14 protein-coding genes are annotated in these 19164 nt (G+C 61.8%); 12 read left to right on the top strand and 2 right to left on the bottom strand.

Features of this window, described 5'->3' with window-relative positions:
- Positions 1 to 6 precede the first annotated feature (6 nt).
- From hemN to ACMX25_RS02400, 3 genes are all read left to right on the top strand, one after another.
- Positions 7 to 1392 (top strand): oxygen-independent coproporphyrinogen III oxidase, encoded by a 1386-nt coding sequence (gene hemN, locus ACMX25_RS02410; RefSeq protein ID WP_414947970.1) that lies wholly within the window; start codon positions 7 to 9, stop codon positions 1390 to 1392.
- A 103-nt stretch (positions 1393 to 1495) separates the two neighbouring features.
- Positions 1496 to 2698 (top strand): efflux RND transporter periplasmic adaptor subunit, encoded by a 1203-nt coding sequence (locus ACMX25_RS02405; RefSeq protein ID WP_414947969.1) that lies wholly within the window; start codon positions 1496 to 1498, stop codon positions 2696 to 2698.
- Positions 2699 to 2712: 14 nt separating this feature from the next.
- A complete protein-coding gene (locus tag ACMX25_RS02400; RefSeq protein ID WP_414947968.1) occupies positions 2713 to 5931 on the top strand; it encodes an efflux RND transporter permease subunit in 3219 nt (1072 codons plus the stop codon).
- A gap of 135 nt (positions 5932 to 6066) precedes the next feature.
- Here the strand turns inward: ACMX25_RS02400 and ACMX25_RS02395 are convergent, their stop codons facing one another.
- Positions 6067 to 6513, bottom strand: a complete 447-nt coding sequence (locus ACMX25_RS02395; protein WP_414947967.1) for a DUF2442 domain-containing protein — start codon at positions 6511 to 6513, stop codon at positions 6067 to 6069.
- Positions 6497 to 6748 (bottom strand): DUF4160 domain-containing protein, encoded by a 252-nt coding sequence (locus ACMX25_RS02390; RefSeq protein WP_414947966.1) that lies wholly within the window; start codon positions 6746 to 6748, stop codon positions 6497 to 6499. The genes ACMX25_RS02395 and ACMX25_RS02390 overlap by 17 nt, the downstream gene beginning before the upstream one ends.
- Positions 6749 to 7134: 386 nt before the next feature.
- On the opposite strand from ACMX25_RS02390, the gene ACMX25_RS02385 reads away from it, so the two are divergent.
- From ACMX25_RS02385 to ACMX25_RS02345, 9 genes are all read left to right on the top strand, one after another.
- On the top strand, positions 7135 to 8511 hold the full coding sequence (locus ACMX25_RS02385) for an amidase (protein ID WP_414948296.1): 1377 nt from the start codon (positions 7135 to 7137) through the stop codon (positions 8509 to 8511).
- Positions 8512 to 8649: 138 nt separating this feature from the next.
- The gene (locus tag ACMX25_RS02380) at positions 8650 to 9162 is read left to right on the top strand and encodes a disulfide bond formation protein B (protein ID WP_414948295.1); all 513 of its coding nucleotides are present in this window, start codon (positions 8650 to 8652) and stop codon (positions 9160 to 9162) included.
- A gap of 384 nt (positions 9163 to 9546) precedes the next feature.
- Positions 9547 to 11058, top strand: coding sequence for a xanthine dehydrogenase small subunit (xdhA, locus tag ACMX25_RS02375; RefSeq protein ID WP_414947965.1), 1512 nt, complete (start codon positions 9547 to 9549; stop codon positions 11056 to 11058).
- 28 nt (positions 11059 to 11086) lie between these two features.
- On the top strand, positions 11087 to 13519 hold the full coding sequence (gene xdhB / locus ACMX25_RS02370; protein WP_414947964.1) for a xanthine dehydrogenase molybdopterin binding subunit: 2433 nt from the start codon (positions 11087 to 11089) through the stop codon (positions 13517 to 13519).
- A gap of 19 nt (positions 13520 to 13538) precedes the next feature.
- Complete coding sequence (gene xdhC / locus ACMX25_RS02365; protein WP_414947963.1) at positions 13539 to 14564, top strand: xanthine dehydrogenase accessory protein XdhC; 1026 nt, start codon at positions 13539 to 13541, stop codon at positions 14562 to 14564.
- A gap of 27 nt (positions 14565 to 14591) precedes the next feature.
- A complete protein-coding gene (locus ACMX25_RS02360) occupies positions 14592 to 15626 on the top strand; it encodes an adenosine deaminase (RefSeq protein ID WP_414947962.1) in 1035 nt (344 codons plus the stop codon).
- An 11-nt stretch (positions 15627 to 15637) separates the two neighbouring features.
- Positions 15638 to 16999, top strand: coding sequence for an NCS2 family permease (locus ACMX25_RS02355; protein WP_414947961.1), 1362 nt, complete (start codon positions 15638 to 15640; stop codon positions 16997 to 16999).
- Between the two features lie 34 nt (positions 17000 to 17033).
- Complete coding sequence (gene guaD, locus ACMX25_RS02350; protein WP_414947960.1) at positions 17034 to 18365, top strand: guanine deaminase; 1332 nt, start codon at positions 17034 to 17036, stop codon at positions 18363 to 18365.
- A 300-nt stretch (positions 18366 to 18665) separates the two neighbouring features.
- Positions 18666 to 19136 (top strand): hypothetical protein, encoded by a 471-nt coding sequence (locus ACMX25_RS02345; protein ID WP_414947959.1) that lies wholly within the window; start codon positions 18666 to 18668, stop codon positions 19134 to 19136.
- Positions 19137 to 19164 lie beyond the last annotated feature (28 nt).

Here is a 19164-nt window from a genome sequence, read left to right as displayed (position 1 = left end):
TCCGCAATGTCCCTCTTCCGTCCCGATCTGCTCTCTAAATACGACACGGCCGGTCCGCGTTATACGTCGTATCCCACTGCCGTTCAATTCACCGATACCTTCGATCCCGCCCATTACCACCGAGCGGCGGCGGACTCGGGCGCGGCATCGTCGGATCTTTCGCTCTACTTCCATATTCCGTTTTGCGACACCGTCTGCTTCTACTGCGGCTGCAACAAGATCGCTACAAAAAATCGTGCGCACGCGCGTCCCTATCTTGATCGGCTGAAACGGGAACTTGTGTTGCAGGCGAAATGTTTCGATACCAACCGCCCGGTGTCGCAATTGCATTGGGGCGGCGGCACACCGACGTTTCTATCGCACGACGAAATGGGCGAGCTTATGGCCGCGACCGCCGAGTCGTTTCACCTGCTGCCCGACGCAAAGGCCGAGTATTCGATCGAAGTCGATCCGCGCGAGGCATCGGCGGAAACCATCGGCGTATTGCGCGACCTGGGTTTCAACCGGCTGAGCTTCGGCGTGCAGGATTTTGATCTGCGCGTGCAGCAAGCGATCAATCGCGTTCAGCCGCTCGAAATCACGAAGACGGTCATGTCGGCGGCGCGGGCCGAAGGGTACAAGTCGGTGAGCGTCGATCTGATCTATGGCTTGCCGCATCAGAACGTGGAGAGTTTTAGCCGCACGCTCGACACCATTATCACGCTCGCACCCGACCGGCTTTCCGTGTTCGGCTATGCGCATATGCCAACTCTTTTCAAGATGCAGCAGCAGATGGACGAAGCTACGTTACCCTCGCCGGCTATGCGTCTCGCGATTCTCGAACGGGTTATCGAGAAACTGACCGAAGCGGGTTATGTGTACATCGGGATGGATCATTTCGCATTGCCACACGATGAGCTCGCCATTGCGCAGCGAGCGGGCACGCTGCATCGAAATTTTCAGGGGTACAGCACGCAGGCGGATTGCGATTTGATTGGTTTCGGGGTTTCTTCGATCGGCAAAGTAGGCGATGTCTACGCGCAGAACGCCAAGGACATGGCCGGTTACGCCGCAGCGATCGATCGCGGTGAGCTTGCTATTGCGCGAGGCGTCCAGCTAAGCGCCGACGACCGTCTGCGGCGTGACATCATCACTGAAATCATGTGTCAGTTTTTACTGCGCTTCGATGCAATGGAAGCGGCTTACGGGATTCAATTCGAAGTTGCCTTTGCAAACGAGCTGGAGCGCTTGAAATCGCTGGAAGCCGATGGGCTCGTCAAGGTAAGTCACGATGGCATTGAGGTGCTTCCCGCCGGCCGCCTGCTCGTGCGTAACGTGGCCATGATCTTCGATCGATATCTTGCCAGGAACGTCGTTGGGAATACTACACGGCGATTTTCACGGACGATTTGATCCGTAGTTGCGGTCGGCCGCCCGCGCTTGCTTCAGCAACTTTGACGCCGGCCAGCCGTAAATGCGCTATCGTGCGGCGTGCTTCACGCTCCACTTAAACGCAATGCATTCATCGAAAAAACGGAACCTCTTCCTCGCGGCAATCGTGGTAGTCATCGTGCTGGCGCTCGGCGTCACGCACACGCTCAGAAAACGCGCAAAAGTCAGTGCTTCAGCAGCATCACCGGCTTCCGCGAACGAGTCCGTCATCGAATTCACGCCTGGCGACCTTGCCGCGCTCACGCGCCACACCCTCGCTGAAACGCTGCCGCTCACCGGTTCACTTCGGGCCGTCACGCAAGCTGCCGTCAAGGCGAAAGTGGCAGGCTCGGCGCTCGATGTCCGTGCGCGCGAGGGGGACACCGTCAAGGCTGGACAAATCCTCGCCTCCATCGACGCCCGCGACTACACCGCGCGGGCCGAGCAGTCTCGTGGGCAAATGGCCGCCATGGCCGGCCAGCTGGATATCGCGAAACAAACGCTCGAGAACAATCGCGTGCTGGTCGAAAAAGGCTTCATCTCGAAGAACGCTTTCGATACCGCGCAGAGCCAGTACACCATCGCCGCCGCCAATCTCGCGGCCGCGCGCGCGGCGCTGGCGTCATCGAATTTGTCGGTGGCGGACACCATCGTGCGTGCGCCGTTCAGCGGTCAGATTGCATCGCGCAGCATTGAACCCGGCGAACGTGTAGCGGTGGACAGCAAATTGTTCGATGTCGTCGACCTGACCCAACTCGAACTCGAAGCGCCCGTGCCCGTGGGGGAAATCGGCCGTGTCCGGATCGGCCAGCCGGTGTCGATTCGTTTCGATGGCATCGACGCACCGGTTGTTGCCAGCGTCACGCGCATCAATCCCGCCGCGCAACCAGGCTCGCGCTCGATCATGGTCTATATCCGGGTGCCCAATCCGGATGCCACACTGCGCGTCGGCATGTTTGGGACCGGCAGCGTGACGGTGGGCAGCACCCCGAACGCGCTGGTGGTGCCGGCATCGGCGGTGCGCACGGACGGCGCGAGCCACAGCGTCTACGCCCTCTCCGGCGGCAAACTCGTTGAAGTACCCGTCGCCACCGGGGCAACCGGCGACGCCGATGGCGCGAGCTGGACTCAGCTCGTCAATCCGCCGCTCAAGGAAGGCCAGCAGGTCGTGAAGAATAATCTCGGCGCATTGCGCATCGGCAGCACCGTGCGGATGGTCGGGCTGGCCGCTGGTCTACCTACGGCCGCAACGCCGGACCCAGCGGCTTCCATGCCCGCTGCTCAATAGCGGAGCCGCATGCCATGTGGTTCACGCGCATCAGCATCAACAACCCCGTGTTCGCCGCCATGATGATGGCGGCGTTTCTCGTGATCGGACTGTTCTCGTACGAGCGCCTGAAGGTCGACCAGTTTCCGGATATCACGTTTCCCGTGGTCGTCGTGCAGACGGCGTATCCGGGGGCATCGCCGGAATCGGTTGAATCCGACGTGACCCGCAAGATCGAGGAAGCCGTCAACACGATTAGCGGTATCGACGAAATTTCATCGCACTCCTATGACGCGTTGTCGGTGGTGATCGTCCAGTTCGATCTCTCGGTGAACGTCATGCAGGCCGCGCAGGATGTCCGCGACAAGGTGGCGCTGATCCGGCCCGATCTGCGCGACGGCGTGAAGGAACCGCGCGTGTTGCGCTATGACCCGGCCGACATGCCGATAGTCACGGTTGCCGTCTCCAACGCGCCGGGCGCGGCGCTGAGCACGCGCGACCTCACGACTACCGCCGACCAGGTCGTGCGCAAGCGCCTGGAAACCGTGCGCGGCGTGGGCTCGGTGAGCATTGTGGGCGGCGTGAAGCGGCAGGTTCGCATCGATGTCAGCCCGGATCGGCTGCAAGCACTGTCCGTTGGCGTGGATCAGGTGATTCGCGCCGTGCAGAACGAGAATCAGGAGATTCCGGCGGGGCCGCTGACGTCGGCCGGCGTTGAGCAGACCGTGCAGGTGAAGGGCCGTTTCCAGACGCCCGATGACTTCAAACGCATTATTGTCGCGCGTCGCGGCGTGTCGAATGCAGGGCACGCCGTCACGCTGGATCAGGTGGCGCAAGTGGTCGACGGGCAGGAAGAGCCCGACAGCATGGCGCTGCTGAATGGGAATCGCGCGTTGTTTTTATCGGTGGTCAAGGCGCAGGGCGAGAACACGGTCGACGTCGCGCACGGCATCCGGGCCGAAGTCGAAGCGCTGCAAAAGGCGCTGCCGCCGGGCGTCAAACTGGATATCACAGACGACTCGTCGCTCGATATCGAAAACAGTGTGAACGAAGTCAAAGGCACGTTGCTCGAGGGCGCGCTGCTGACCATCGCGATCGTGTTCCTGTTCCTGGGTTCGTGGCGCAGCACCGTGATCACCGGGCTCACGCTGCCCATCGCGTTGATCGGCACGTTTGCACTCATGTTCGCCGCCGGTTTCACGATCAATGTCATCACGCTGATGGCGTTGTCCCTGTGCGTCGGCTTGCTGATCGACGACGCAATCGTGGTGCGCGAGAACATTGTCCGGCACGTTCAACTCGGCGCGGATCACCGCACGGCAGCACTCGATGGCACGAAGGAAATCGCCCTCGCCGTGCTGGCAACAACGTTTTCGATAGTCGCGGTGTTCCTGCCGGTCGGGTTCATGAGCGGCATCATCGGCCGGTTCTTTCACCAGTTCGGTGTGACGGTCGCGGCCGCCGTGCTGATCTCCATGTTTGTCTCGTTCACGCTCGACCCCATGCTCTCGTCGATCTGGCCCGATCCCGCACTGCACGTGCGCGGCACACGCCATCTCGCGCGCTTGCTCGCCTTCTTCGAGCGCGGCGTGGAACGGCTCGCGCAGTTCTATCAGCGGCTGCTCGGCTGGTCGCTCAGGCATCGCGTCGCGACCCTTTCTGTCGCGGCAGCCACCTTTATTGGCAGTCTGTTCCTCGTGCCGCTGATCGGCACCGAGTTCGTACCCAATGCCGATTTTTCCACCACGCAGATTGGCTTGAACACGCCCGTGGGAACGTCGCTGGAAGCGACCGCCGACAAAGTCCGCCAAGTCGAAGCAGCACTCGCGTCATACCCCGAGGTGCGTTATAGCTACGCCACGATCAACTCCGGCAATGCGCAAGGCAAGAACAACGCGCTGATCACCGTGCGTCTGAAAGAAAGGCGCGAACGTACCCGCGGCGTGCTTGAATTGAACCAGGTGTTCCGCACCCGCCTTCAGAGCATTGCCGGAATCGTGGTGACCGAGATCGGCATGCCTGACGGCGCTGGATCAAGCAAGGCTGTGCAGTTCAGCCTGCAAGGCGACAATCTGGACGAACTCCGGCGTCTGTCCGACGACGCACAGCAGCGCTTACGGAAGATTCCCGGGCTCGTCGACCTGGACGCGAGCCTGAAGGACGACAAACCCATTGTTGCTATCGACATCCGTCGAGAACTCGCTTCGGACCTTGGCGTGGGCGTAGCCGAAGTCGGTCAGGCGCTGCGCCCGCTGCTGTCCGGCGACGCCATCAGCACATGGCGCGCGCCGGACGATCAGGATTACGACGTGAGCGTGCGCTTGCCCTCGGCACAACGCCGAAACGTCGATGACCTGTCAAAGCTGATGATTGCCACCAGTCGCACCGACGCCAATGGCGCGCCGCTACTCGTGCCTTTGCGGCAGGTCGCCGCGATCACCGAGACGACCGGGCCGGACGTGATCAGCCGGCGGGATCTGTCGCGGGAAGTCGAGATTTCGGCAAACGTCCTGGGACGTTCACCGGGCGAAGTCGCCGCCGACGTACAGAAAACCCTGGACGAGATGCACCTTCCCGCGGGCTACCGATACCGTTTCGGCGGCTCCACAAAAAGCATGAACGAGTCGTTCATCTACGCGGTCCAGGCGCTGATGCTCGCCGTGATCTTCATCTACATGATCCTCGCGTCGCAATTCGGCAGCTTCCTGCAACCGCTCGCGATCATGACGTCCTTGCCGCTTACGCTGGTGGGCGTGCTGCTTGCGTTGCTGCTGTTTGGCAGCACGCTCAACATGTTCTCGATCATCGGTTTCATCATGCTCATGGGCCTTGTCACGAAGAACGCGATCCTGCTCGTCGACTTCGCGAATCAGGCACGGCGCGGCACCCTGCTCGATGCAGCGGGCACAGGCCATCCGATGACCCGCACCGACGCGTTGCTGGAAGCGGCACGCGTGAGGTTGCGGCCAATCCTGATGACCACGCTCGCGATGATCTTCGGCATGCTGCCGCTCGCGCTGGGCCTGGGCGAAGGCGGCGAGCAACGGGGGCCGCTGGGCCAGACCGTGATTGGCGGCGTGATCACCTCGTCTTTGTTGACGCTGGTGGTCGTGCCCGTGGCTTATACGGTCCTCGATGATTTCGGCGCGTGGGTCGCGAGAAAATGGAGGCGTGGTGCGAAGGGAAAAGCGCTCACCGCACCTCCGTCCGAAGCTTCTCGCGATATGGCAGCCGAGGCGGACCGCGTTCCCTGATGCGATTACGACGCAGCGTAATCGCGCTTCACGTTCGAGGTCGCGCCGGCAAGAACGCCGCCGGGCTTGCGTTGCATTGAGTACAGGTTGCGCTATTACCCCAACAGCTATTCCTTCGCAAGCGCAGCAACTTCTTCACGTTCCTCGCTTTCCACCGTGATCTTTGATCTTGCGGGGCCGGCCGCCACGCGCCCCGTTCGCGCGCGCCGCAGCCGCTTTGGATTCACTTCGGCTTGCCCCTCCTTGCTTGCCCAGCCGCCTGGCCATGAACGAGCGGGACCCCAGCACACCGGCAAGTAGCGGCGCCACGAGAATGTCGGCGTCGACGATAGGGAAATACAGCCCCGTGCCAGACGCCGTGATTTCGATCTCGTTCAGGTCGCTGTCCGAAGCATTTTCCAAACCCTGAATAATCCGCGCAGGAATTGCGAACAACGCGCCATTCGACAGTTCGATAGCCACCCTGCCGTCCGCCGGGTTGAACGAGACAAACACGGCGACCGGATGTTCGGCGACGTGCTTGCGCATCCGCTCTTCGGCTTCGCGCATCTGGTGTTCGGTGATATCAACAAGAGCAGTCATGAAGTGTTTTCCATTCAGTGCACAGCGAGCCGACTACGTTTTGCATCCGGCGAGCGAAGGTATTTGCATCGACACGTGAGAAACCGTGATTCTTTTGCAAGGCCGGCGGTCCGCCCGGACATTGCAGGTTGAAGATGGCGTGCTGCTTGCCATCAAGCACATGCACGTGAGCAGGCTGATGGTCGTTCAGATAAATCACGACGCGGGCAGCGCCGATGCGGAAAATCGTTGGCATGTAGTCACTCTATCGGTTAGCTTCAGGCAAGTAAACCCAAACGCTTGGGTTTACTTGCAACTGTTGTTTTCCGCCGCAAAAGACTGCCTGCAGGGACCCGCCAAGCTTAGGGAGGAACCAATGGCGGCGCTATCAGCCGGATGGCCGAGGAGCCCGGTTTATCAAGCGCTACGCGCGTCGCTTCGAGTATTTATTACTTTGCTGGCTTAGAATGACAGCCACTTTTGGGCAGGTTGCATCAGGTGCTCCATTGCGCCAGTCGGCACGGCAAGGCCACAACGTCACAATGAGAACGGATCGCTCACCGCGCCGCATTTGCGCTTAGTGCAGGACGTCCGACCTTGCCCATTTTGCAGCCCGCCAAGCCACCGTTTTCTCTCGACATCATGCCCATCACTTCGCTTCAATTCGTGCCTCTTGCCCAACTCGCCGCCGCGCTTCGCGACGGTAAAACCACCAGCCGCGAGTTGGTCGAACAGGCGCTCGAACGCATTGCAGATCCTTCGGGGCAGGGAGCGGTTTCCTTCCTGCACGTCGATGCAGAGCGCGCCCGCGCCGCCGCCGATGCCCACGACGCGTTGCGCCGCGCGGGCACCGTCCTCTCGCCGCTGGCGGGCATTCCAGTGTCGATCAAGGATCTCTTCGATATCGAAGGCCAGGTAACACGCGCCGGTTCTCGGGTACTGGCCGACGCGCTGCCGGCCAAGGCTGACGCACTCGCCGTTGCCAGGTTGCGGCGCGCGGGCGGCGTGATCGTCGGGCGCACCAACATGAGCGAGTTCGCGTTCTCCGGGCTCGGACTGAACCCGCACTACGGAACGCCGCGATCGCCGTATCGGAGCAATGTGGCGGGCGATGAGCGGATTGCCGGAGGATCGTCATCAGGCGCGGCGGCGTCGGTGGCCGATGGCATGGCCGCCATCGCGCTCGGCACCGACACCGGCGGCTCCATCCGCATCCCGGCCGCGCTCTGCGGACTCACCGGCTTCAAGCCGACCGCTGCCCGCGTGCCTACGCAAGGCGGCGTGCCGCTTTCCACCACGCTGGACTCGTTCGGGCCGATCGGGCTGTCGGTGGCGTGCTGCGCGCTTGTCGACCGTATCCTGGCGGGCCGCGACTCCGGCGTGCCCGCGACCCGGCCGCTGGACGGCGTACGTCTCGGCGTGCTGACGAACTTCGTCATGGAGGGTGTCGACGCGACGGTTGCGAGTGCCTACTCCGCGGCAATCGGGCATCTGTCGGCTGCGGGTGCGCTGGTGGAAGACGTGCGCTTTGCGCCGCTCGAACGACTCGCCGGGGTCAATCGATTCAGCTTCGCGTCAATCGAGGCCTATGCGTGGCATCGGCCGTTATTGCAGGCACACGCTGATCAATACGATCCGCGCGTGCGCGTGCGGATCCTGAAAGGCCAGCCTGCGAGCGCGGCTGATTACATCGACTTGTTGCAGGCGCGCGCCACGATGATCGAGCAGGCGCGCGCGCTGTGGCAACGGTTCGACGCCATCGTGTGTCCGACCGTGCCCATCGTGCCGCCGCGCGTGGCTGACCTCGAACACGACGACGACGCGTTCGGCCGGATCAATGCGCTGATCCTGCGCAACCCTTCCGTTTTCAATTTCCTCGATAGTTGCGCGTTGTCGCTGCCGTGCCATCCGCGGGGCGAAGCGCCGGTCGGCCTCATGCTGGCCGGTGCGCCGTTCGGCGACGACGCGCTGCTCTCCATCGGTCGCGCAGTGGAAGCCGTACTCGAAGCCACGCGCTGAGCCGTCCACGCTGCACACCGCGCCTGAAACCGCCCGGCGACTGTGATCGCGATAGAATTCCCACGCCGGATGTGCCCTTCAGACGCTTTTTTCTCGAACAATTCGGAAAATATGAATAACTCCTTGAATCATTTCACCATGCACCACGACGATCGCACGATTCGCCGCGAACGGCGATTGCTGGTCTTGCTCGCTGTGATCTGTCTGGGGCTCGTTGGCGGAGCGCTGTATCTCCAGTTCGTCAAAGGTGAAGATCCCTGTCCGCTTTGCATCATTCAACGCTACTTTTTCGTGCTGATCGCGGTCTTTGCGTTGCTCGGCGCTTCGTTCCGGGGATGGCGCGGGATCGCGTTGCTCGAAACGCTCGTTGCACTCTCCGCTCTCGGGGGCGTGGTAGCCGCCGGACGGCACGTTTATGTGCAAGCGCATCCGGGGTTTAGCTGCGGGTTCGATGCTCTCCAGCCCGTTGTGGATTCGCTTCCGCCCGCGCAGTGGCTGCCTCAGGTATTCAAGGTCGCCGGGCTTTGCGAGACGCCCTACCCGCCCATTCTCGGGCTATCACTTCCGCAATGGGGTCTCATCGCGTTCGCGGTGATTTTCCTGTTCGTCGCCGGCAGTTTGTGGGGCAAGCGCAGGTTGCGCGCTAGTTGAATTTGGAGGCGGGCGGTTCGGAACTGCCGCCCTGCTCCGGTTTTTCGCGAAAACCAAAGCCGCAATCCGCTGCGGCCGGTCCGATATTTTGCTGCACCACGGCGCATGAACGTCCAGCGCCGTTGTCTGATCCGCTGGACTTCTGCGCCAGCGAATACAAAGCCCCTCGCGTCTCCTCCGTGCTCGTTTCGGCGCTTGTTCCGCCCACTCACATCCGCCTATTCGCATAGTCTTGATACGTTCGCCGGAATCTTTTTGAGATATTGCGGTGATATCGTTATCTTTGGATGGCGATCCACGTGCGCGCTTTCGGCCTGGTTTCTTTGAATCCTGACGCCGATTTCGCGTAACGCGCGCCCGATCCGCAATGTCTCGGACTTCTTTATGACAACGCAAACCATCCGGTTCTTCCAGCGCAACGCACTGCGCGAAGTCCACGACATACCCGCTTCCCGTACGGTGCTCCAGCACTTGCGCGAGCACGATCAATGCACCGGGACCAAGGAAGGGTGCGCGGAAGGCGATTGCGGCGCCTGTACGGTGGTAATCGGTGAACTCGATGCGGAAGGCCAACCCGTCCTCAAGGCTATCAACGCCTGCATCCAGTTCATGCCGACGCTCGACGGTCGAGCGCTCTTCACGGTCGAAGACCTGCGCGCCAAGGACGGCACGCTGCATCCGGTCCAGCAAGCCATGGTCGATTGCCACGGCTCGCAGTGCGGCTTCTGCACGCCCGGTTTCGTGATGTCGATGTGGGCGCTGTACGAGAACCAGCCCGCCGATGCCGGCCTGCCCACCCGCGACGAAATCAACGCCGCCCTCTCCGGCAATCTCTGCCGGTGCACGGGATATCGGCCGATCGTGGATGCGTCGCAGAAAATGTTCGAATACCCTCGCACGCCGTTTGATCGCAACCACCTCAAACGCCAGCTCGAATCCATCCAGCGCAAGGAGACGCTCGAATACGCCGCGCCCGACGCGCGCGGCGCCGCATTCGGCCGCCCGACATTCTTCGCACCCGTCTCCCTCGCCGAATTCGCCCGCTTGCGCGCCGCCCATCCGGACGCGCGCATCCTGGCCGGCAGCACCGATGTCGGCCTGTGGGTCACCAAGCAATTCCGCAATCTCGGCGACATCCTGTTTATCGGTAATGTGACCGAACTCAAGTCCATTACCCGCGACGGCCAATGGCTGACCATAGGAGCTGCAGCCTCGCTGGAAGATTCATATGCCGCGCTTTCGGCGGTTTATCCGGAACTCGCCGAATTGTGGACGCGCTTTGCGTCCCGGCCCATTCGCAACGCCGGTACGCTCGGCGGCAACGTGGCGAACGGGTCGCCCATCGGCGATTCCATGCCCGCGCTGATCGCCCTCGATGCTGAAATCGTGCTGCAAAACGCCAGCAAGGTCCGCACGATGCCACTCGATGCCTTCTATCTCGGCTATCAAAAATCCGCGCTGGAGCACGGCGAATTCGTCGCGGGAATTCGTGTTCCGTTGCCATCGGCGAATCTGCGCTTCCGGACTTACAAGGTATCGAAGCGATACGACCAGGACATCTCGGCGGTCTGCGCGGCGTTCGCCGTGACGCTCGACGGCACTCGGGTAAGCGCCGCGCGTTTCGCATTCGGCGGCATGGCCGCCACGCCCAAACGGGCATCGAATGCGGAAGCCGTGCTAGTGAACGAGGAGTGGAACGAGGCCAACGTGAAAGCGGCCATGCGCGCGCTGGACGTCGACTTCCAGCCGCTCACCGACATGCGGGCATCGAGCGAATACCGCAGCAAGGTGGCGCGCAATGTGCTGTGGCGTTTTTTCCTCGAGACCCGTGAGGATTCGCCGCTCGCACTGCGCGACGTCAACGCGTTCGCGTTCGACGTGCAATGCGCGACGTGACGCCACACCAATCCCCAAGGACCACGCGATGAACAAGCGTACCGATCCACACCATATCGACCGTGCCGCCGCCGATGCACTCGCGCTGCACGCCGGCGCAAAAAAGCCGGAGCCCGCAGCCATTGGCGTCGGCTTGCCGCACGAATCGGCGACGCTGCATGTGAGCGGCGAAGCGACGTACGTTGATGACATCGGCGAATTGCGTGGCACGCTGCACGCGGCGCTTGGTCTGTCGCGGCATGCGCATGCGCGCATTGTCTCGATCAATCTCGACCTCGTTCTGGCCGCGCCCGGCGTGATCGCGGTGTTCACCGCCGACGACATCCCCGGCGAGAACAATTGCGGTCCCGTGCTCCACGACGACCCGATCCTCGCGAAAGACGAAGTGCTGTACCTGGGCCAACCGGTGTTCGTCGTGATCGCGGAAACGCACGATCTCGCGCGCCGCGCAGCAGCGCTGGCGAAGAGCGAAGAAGTGATCCGATACGAACCGCGCGAAGCCACCCTGACGCCGCGCGATGCGAAAGCGAAACAGCAGTTCGTGCTGCCGCCGCTGCATTTGAAGCGCGGCGATCCGGATGGAAAAATCGCGTCGGCGGCGCATCGGTTGCAGGGCGAATTCGAGGTTGGCGGACAGGAGCAGTTCTATCTCGAAGGGCAGATCGCGTATGCCATTCCAAAGGAACTGGACGGCATGCTCGTCTACAGTTCCACGCAGCATCCGAGCGAAATGCAGCATCTGGTCGCGCATATGCTCGACTGGCCGACGCACAACGTCATCTGCGAATGCCGGCGGATGGGCGGCGGATTTGGCGGCAAGGAATCGCAGTCGGGCATCTTTGCGTGCATCGCTTCGCTGGCTGCGCATTTGCTGCATCGGCCGGTGAAACTGCGTGCGGATCGTGACGACGACTTCATGATCACCGGCAAACGCCACGACGCGATCTACACCTACGAAGCCGGTTTCGATGACGACGGCCGCTTGCAAGGCGCGCGTGTGGAAATGGCGTTGCGCGCGGGTTATTCGGCGGATTTGTCGGGCGCGGTGGCCACGCGCGCCGTCTGTCACTTCGACAACGCGTATTACCTGCAGGACGTCGATATCACCGCGCTCTGCTGCCGCACCAACACGCAATCGAACACGGCGTTCCGCGGTTTCGGCGGACCGCAAGGCGCGCTGGTAATGGAAATCATGATGGATGAAATCGCGCATCGGCTGAAGCGCGATCCCGTCGATATCCGCCGCGTGAACTACTACGGCATCACCGAGCGCAATGTCACGCCCTACGGCCAGACCGTGGAAGACAACATCATCGCGCCGCTGACGGACGAACTGCTGGCATCGAGTGCGTATGAGCCGCGACGCAACGCGATTGCCGCATTCAATGCAACGAGTCCGGTGCTCAAGCGGGGCATCGCGTTCACGCCGGTCAAGTTCGGCATCTCGTTCAACGTGCCGTTCCTGAACCAGGCCGGCGCGCTGGTGCACGTCTATAAAGACGGCTCCGCGCTCGTCAATCACGGCGGCACCGAGATGGGCCAAGGCTTGAACACGAAGGTCGCGCAGGTCGTGGCGAATACGCTGGGCGTGCCGTTATCGCGTGTGCGGGTCAGCGCCACCGATACCTCGAAGGTCGCGAATACATCGGCGACTGCTGCGTCCACCGGCAGCGACCTGAACGGCAAGGCGGCCGAAGCCGCGGCGCTCACCATTCGCGGACGGCTCGCTGAACTCGCCGCGAAGCAGCTCGGCGGACGCGTGGAAGACGTGCGTTTTCACGATGGCGTGGTCGAGTCGAATGGCGGCCAGATGCCGTTCGATCAACTGGTCGGCGCGGCCTACTTGTCGCGCGTGCAGTTGTGGTCGGATGGTTTTTACGCCACGCCCAAGGTCAACTGGGATTCGAAAACGCTGACCGGCCAGCCCTTCTACTACTTCGCGTATGGCGCGGCGGTCTCGGAAGTGGTCGTGGATACGCTCACCGGCGAGTGGCGTTTGTTGCGCGCGGACATTCTCCACGACGCGGGGCAGTCGATCAACCCGGCGCTCGATATCGGCCAGGTGGAAGGCGGTTTTGTCCAGGGCATGGGCTGGCTGACAACCGAAGAACTCTGGTGGAATCGTGACGGCCGCCTGATGACGCACGCGCCGTCGACGTACAAGATTCCATCGGTGAGCGACATTCCCGCCGCGATGAACGTCGCGCTCTACGAAAATCAGAACATCGAGCCAACCGTGTTCCGGTCGAAAGCCGTGGGCGAACCGCCGTTGCTGCTCGGTTTCTCGGTGTTGCTGGCTATTCGCGCCGCGGTGGCATCGGTCGCGCCGGATTCAACCGACGCGCCCGTACTGCGCGCGCCGGCCACGCCGGAATCGATCCTGAACGCACTGGACGCACAGGCCGCGAAAACTCAAGCCGCGACGGCGCCGGACATCGCCCAGCCTGTACCGGTCAACTAGCCTTTAGAGAGGCCTATTAATGCAAGCCTGGCTGCACGATCTGCAACACCTCCTCGCACACGGCGATCCCGTCGTGCTGGTGACGGTCGCGCGCGTGGAAGGCTCGGCGCCGCGCGAAGCGGGCACGAAGATGATCGTCACACGCGACGATGCACGCCATACCATCGGCGGCGGTCATCTGGAATGGAAGGCGATTGAAACCGCGCGGCAAGTGCTCAAGGACGGCGCGCGCAGTCCGCACATGCGGCGGCTCGAGCGTTTCGCGCTCGGCCCAAGCCTCGGTCAATGCTGTGGCGGCGCGGTCGTGGTGGCGTTTGAACGGTTGGATATCGGCGATCTCGCCTGGGTCACATCGTTGAACAAACGCATGGCACAGGGGTTATCCACGGTGCGCAGCGTCGGCTTCGGCCCGATTCCGGACGGGGTGATGATCTCCGACCCGGAACCCGGTGTAACCGGCCCCGATTGCCTGCTCTGGGACGGCGCAGGTTTCGACGAAAGCGGCTCGCTGCTGACCGAAACCATCGCGGTACGCGACTTTCCGGTGGTGCTGTTCGGTGCTGGCCATGTGGGCGCGGCGCTCGTCAGGGTGCTCGCGAATTTGCCTTGCCGCGTGGTGTGGGTGGACGAACGCGATGAAACATTCCCGCCGATGGACGGGATCCCCCCAAACGTCACGCTGGACGCCAGCGGAATCCCGGAAGCCGCCGTGGATGAAGCGCCGGCCAATAGTTACTTTTTGGTGATGACGCACAACCACGCGCTCGATCTCGAACTTGCCGAGCGCATTCTCAAGCGCGGAGATTTTGCGTTCTTCGGCATGATCGGCTCGCATACGAAGAAGGTGCTGTTCGAGCGCCGGCTGGCATCGCGAGGGCTGGACGCCATGTTGATCGGGCGCATGACTTGCCCCATCGGCGTACCCGGCATTGTCGATAAAGCGCCTGAAATGATTGCCGTATCAGTCGCCGCTCAGTTGCTGCAGAAGGTCGAGGAACGCGCCGCGCACGGCTACAATTCCGCGCAGCATCCGCAAACCGCGTGATCAGACCTTTTAAAGCACAAAACAAGTATGAATTCCACTCTCGCTGACAAAATCGCTCGCGCGCCCAAAGCCGAACTTCACATTCACATTGAGGGTTCGCTCGAACCCGAGTTGATCTTCGAACTCGCAAAACGCAATGGGGTGACGCTCGCGTACGACTCTATCGACGCATTGCGCGCGGCTTACGCGTTCACCGACCTCCAATCGTTCCTCGACATTTACTACGCAGGCGCAAGCGTGCTGCTGCACGAGCGCGATTTCCACGACATGACCCTGGCCTACGTTGAACGTGCGCTCGCCGATCATGTCACGCACACCGAAATTTTCTTCGATCCGCAGACGCACACGGAACGCGGTGTTTCGATTGCCACGGCGGTTGCGGGTATCGAAAGCGCGCTGGCTGAAGGTGAGCGGCGCGGTTTGACGAGCAAGCTGATCCTGTGTTTCCTGCGTCATCTGCCGGAAGAAGACGCGCTTAAAACGTTCGATGAAGCGTTGCCCTTGTTCGATCAATACAAGCATCGGCTGATTGGTGTCGGGCTGGATTCTTCTGAACGCGGCCATCCGCCTTCGAAGTTCGCGCGTGTGTTCGCGAAAGCGCGTGAGAAGGGCCTGAAGCTCGTGGCGCACGCAGGCGAGGAAGGGCCGCCTGCGTACGTGTACGAAGCGCTCGACGTGCTGAAAGTGGACCGTGTTGATCACGGCGTGCGCAGCATGGAGGACGCCGCGCTTGTCGCCCGTCTCGCCGATGCCCGCATCGCACTGACCGTCTGCCCGCTGTCGAACCTGAAGCTGCGCGTGTTCGACGACATGGCAAAACACACGCTCAAGGCGCTGCTGGATCAGGGCGTGGCGGTAATGATCAACTCCGACGACCCCGCGTATTTCGGCGGCTACGTGAACGCTAATTACTTCGCGATTCTCGACGCCTTGAATCTCAACGATGCCGAGTGTTACACGCTGCTGAAGAACAGCCTCGAAGCGTCGTTCGTGACGGATGCGGAACGTAACGCGATGGTCGCGAAACTCGATGCCTATTGGTACAACGGGCAAGCGGCTTGAGCGAGAACGTCATGGCGACCATTACCAACGACAGCACCACGCTCGAGCGTTTCTTCGGCATCCGTGCGGCGGGTTCGCGCACGAAGACCGAGATAGTTGCGGGCATCACGACCTTCCTCACGGCGATGTACATCATCGTCGTCAATCCCGGCATCTTGTCGCAGGCAGGCGTGCCATTTCCCGCAGCGCTGACGGCCACCGTCATTGTCAGTTTCCTCGGCAGTTGCGCGATGGGCCTCTACGCGCGCAACCCTGTGCTCGTCGCGCCCGGCATGGGCATGAACGCGCTGTTCGCGTTCGTGATGGTTCATAGCGGCAAGATGCCGTGGCAGACCGCGCTCGGCTGCGTGTTCTGGGCCGGCGTGATCTTCGCGGTGCTCGCGGCGTTCAACGCGCGCAAGCTGGTCGTCGATGCAATTCCGGCGAACCTGCGGCATGCGGTGTCGTGCGGCATCGGACTGTTTATCAGCCTGATCGGACTGGTCAACGCGAAGTTTGTTGTCAGCGATCCGGTGACGATCGTGCATTCGGCATCGCTGAATCCGGTGGTCATCACGTTCCTGATCGGCCTCGCCGTGACCACGATTCTGGTTGCACGAAAAGTAACCGGCGCGTTGATGATCGGCATCATTTTCACGACTGTGATTGCGATTCCCATCGGCCGTTTCTGGGGCGACGGCACCGCTTACTGGCCAGCCGCCATTGCGACCAAAACGCTCGTGAACTGGAACGGTTTGTTCTCCGCGCCGGACTTCTCGGCCGTCGGCCAACTGGACCTGCTCGGCTCGCTGAAGGTGATCTACTGGCCGTTTATTTTCGTGATGCTGTTCACGTCCTTCTTCGACGCGCTCTCCACCTTCATGGCGATCTCGGAAGCCGGCAAGCTCTTCGATAAAGACGGCAACCCGCGCAACATCCGCCAGTCGATGATGGTCGATTCCTTCGCCGCGCTGGTCTCCGCGCCGCTTGGCACGAGCCCGGCGAATGCGTACATCGAATCCGCGGCGGGCATTTCGGCGGGCGGCCGCACGGGGCTGGTCGCGGTCGTCGCCGGCCTGTGTTTCCTGCCCTTCCTGTTCCTCTCGCCGCTGCTTTCGCTGGTGCCCGCCATTGCAACCGCGCCCGCGCTCGTGCTGGTTGGTGTGTTCATGATGGAGTCGATCACGAAGATTGAATGGGGCCGCTTCGACGAGGCCATTCCCGCCTTTCTCGCGATGATCCTGATCCCGCTGACGTACTCGATCACCGATGGCATTGCGTACGGCTTCCTTGCATTTGTCGTGATCAAGTCGTTCACCGGCCGCAGAAAAGAAATCAAGCCGGCGATGTGGATTGTCGCCGCGCTGTCGTTGCTGTTGTTGACACAGCTATAAGGGCGCTGACCCGCTTTACTGGAGACGTTTCACCATGACTCAAACCGCTTACCGCGCGCAGTTACTGACTTTCCGCGACGATCCCGCTTTTTCCGATGACAACGCCGTGTATGAAACGGACGGCTTGTTGCTGGTGCAAGATGGCCGCGTGGTGGCGGCGGGCGCGTATTCGGCGCTGCATGACGCCGTCGCGCCCGATGCAATCCGGCAGGACTTGCGGGACAAGTTGATCGTGCCGGGTTTCATCGACTCGCACATTCACTATCCGCAGACCGACATGATCGCCTCCCCTGCGCCGGGGTTGTTGCCATGGTTGAACACGTACACGTTTCCGACCGAGCGCAAGTTCGAAGACCCGGCGTACGCGCGCGAGACGGCGAGGTTTTTCATCGATGAACTGCTGGCTTGCGGCACGACCACGGCGCTCGTGTATTGCACGGTCCACAAGCAATCCGCCGATGCATTCTTTAGCGAGAGCGAGTCGCGCGACCTGCGCATGATCGCGGGCAAGGTGCTGATGGATCGCAACTGTCCGGAGTATTTGCAGGACACCGCGCAATCGGGCTACGACGACAGCGCTGAACTCATCGCGCGCTGGCATGGCCGCGGCCGGCAGGAATACGCGCTGACGCCGCGTTTTGCGCCGACGTCGACGGAGGCGCAACTTGAAGCCTGCGCGGTGCTCGCGCGCAAGCACCAGGACGTGTACATCCAGAGCCACGTTGCCGAAAACACCGACGAGATCAAGTGGGTGGAAAGCCTGTTTCCGGGACATCGGAGCTATCTGGATATCTACGATCACTATGATTTACTGCGTCAGCGCGCGGTGTACGGTCACTGCATCTATCTCGACGATACCGACCGCCAGCGCATGGCTGAAACCGGCGCGGTGGCGTCGCATTGCCCGACATCGAATTTATTCCTCGGCAGTGGGCTGTTCGATATCGAAAAAGCGGGCGCGGCGAAGATGCCGGTGGCGCTTGCAACCGACGTCGGCGGCGGCACCACGTTTTCGATGCTGCAAACCATGGGCGAAGCCCACAAGATCGCGCGGCTGACCGGGCATCACCTGACCGCCGCGCGCATGTTCTGGCTGGCGACTACGGGCGCGGCTGAAGTGCTCGACATGGCGGACCGCGTCGGGACGCTCAAGCCCGGCAGCGAGGCGGATTTTGTGGTGCTGGATCCGGCTGGAACGCCACTGCTTGATCGCCGGACTTCGCGTGCGGAATCGCTGGAAGAACTGCTGTTCGCGTTCGCGATGCTCGGCGACGACCGCGCCGTGTTCGAGACGTATGCGGCGGGGAAATGCGTGCATCGGAGAGACGCGCGACGCGGGACGGTACCGGAGTTGGCAGCGGCTTGACGTGAACTCTGGCGGCGGGCCCGCAACGGCGCGGACGCTTTGATTCGCGCAACTATCTTTATCGAAGAAGTGGGTTGCGGAATTTTTCGAACCCATTAGCACAGCTCACCTTAAATCCGCTGAGGATTACATACTCACAGGATTCGCTTCAAACCAAACGGAACCCGCTCCCCGCGCCGCTCCGCCGGACGCGCTCCAAGCACTTGGTTAAGCACACTTTTCTGCTTCCGGCTAAAGTCTAGGCTTTTCGCAACGCCACGTGCGTACGTCGCGTCCTTCACAGGCGCGCGGATTGGAAACATGAAGCCACTCGTACAAGCCGTCCGCATCGGCTTACTCATCCTGATTGGAGCATCGTCCGCGCACGCTTCGGCCTACGCGCTGGATGCTCAACTCGACTGTAAATCGACCGCGCATGCGTTCATCGCGCCGCTTCAGGAAAACCACGCGATAGAAATCACTCCCATGCGCGTGGAGCCCAATTCAATCAACGCGTTTAAACCAACCCGCGATAGCCATCTCACCGCGTTCGATTTCGGCGTATTCGCGGTGGTCGGTTTCCAGAAGAATGACGCGATTTTCAAGCAGGGCAACGGCGATCCCATTGCCGATTCGGCTTATGGCGCTGTTGTGATCGGCGGGGAAGAATCGGTCAAGCAAAAGGTCCGCGCGGCCGGCAGCGACGCCGTGATTCGTCGCGTCGCGCCTTTTATCACCGCGATCTTCTGCAAGCCCGATTTACCGCAATTCGCCACGGTCAGTCACGATTAACAGGCGTCCGCCAAGTCAAAGGCCGCGC

The sequence above is a fragment of the Caballeronia eucalypticola genome (assembly GCF_047608185.1).
Taxonomy (GTDB): Bacteria; Pseudomonadota; Gammaproteobacteria; order Burkholderiales; family Burkholderiaceae; genus Caballeronia.
Note: the sequence above shows the minus strand (reverse complement) of the source record. Positions and strands in the feature narration are given on the sequence as shown.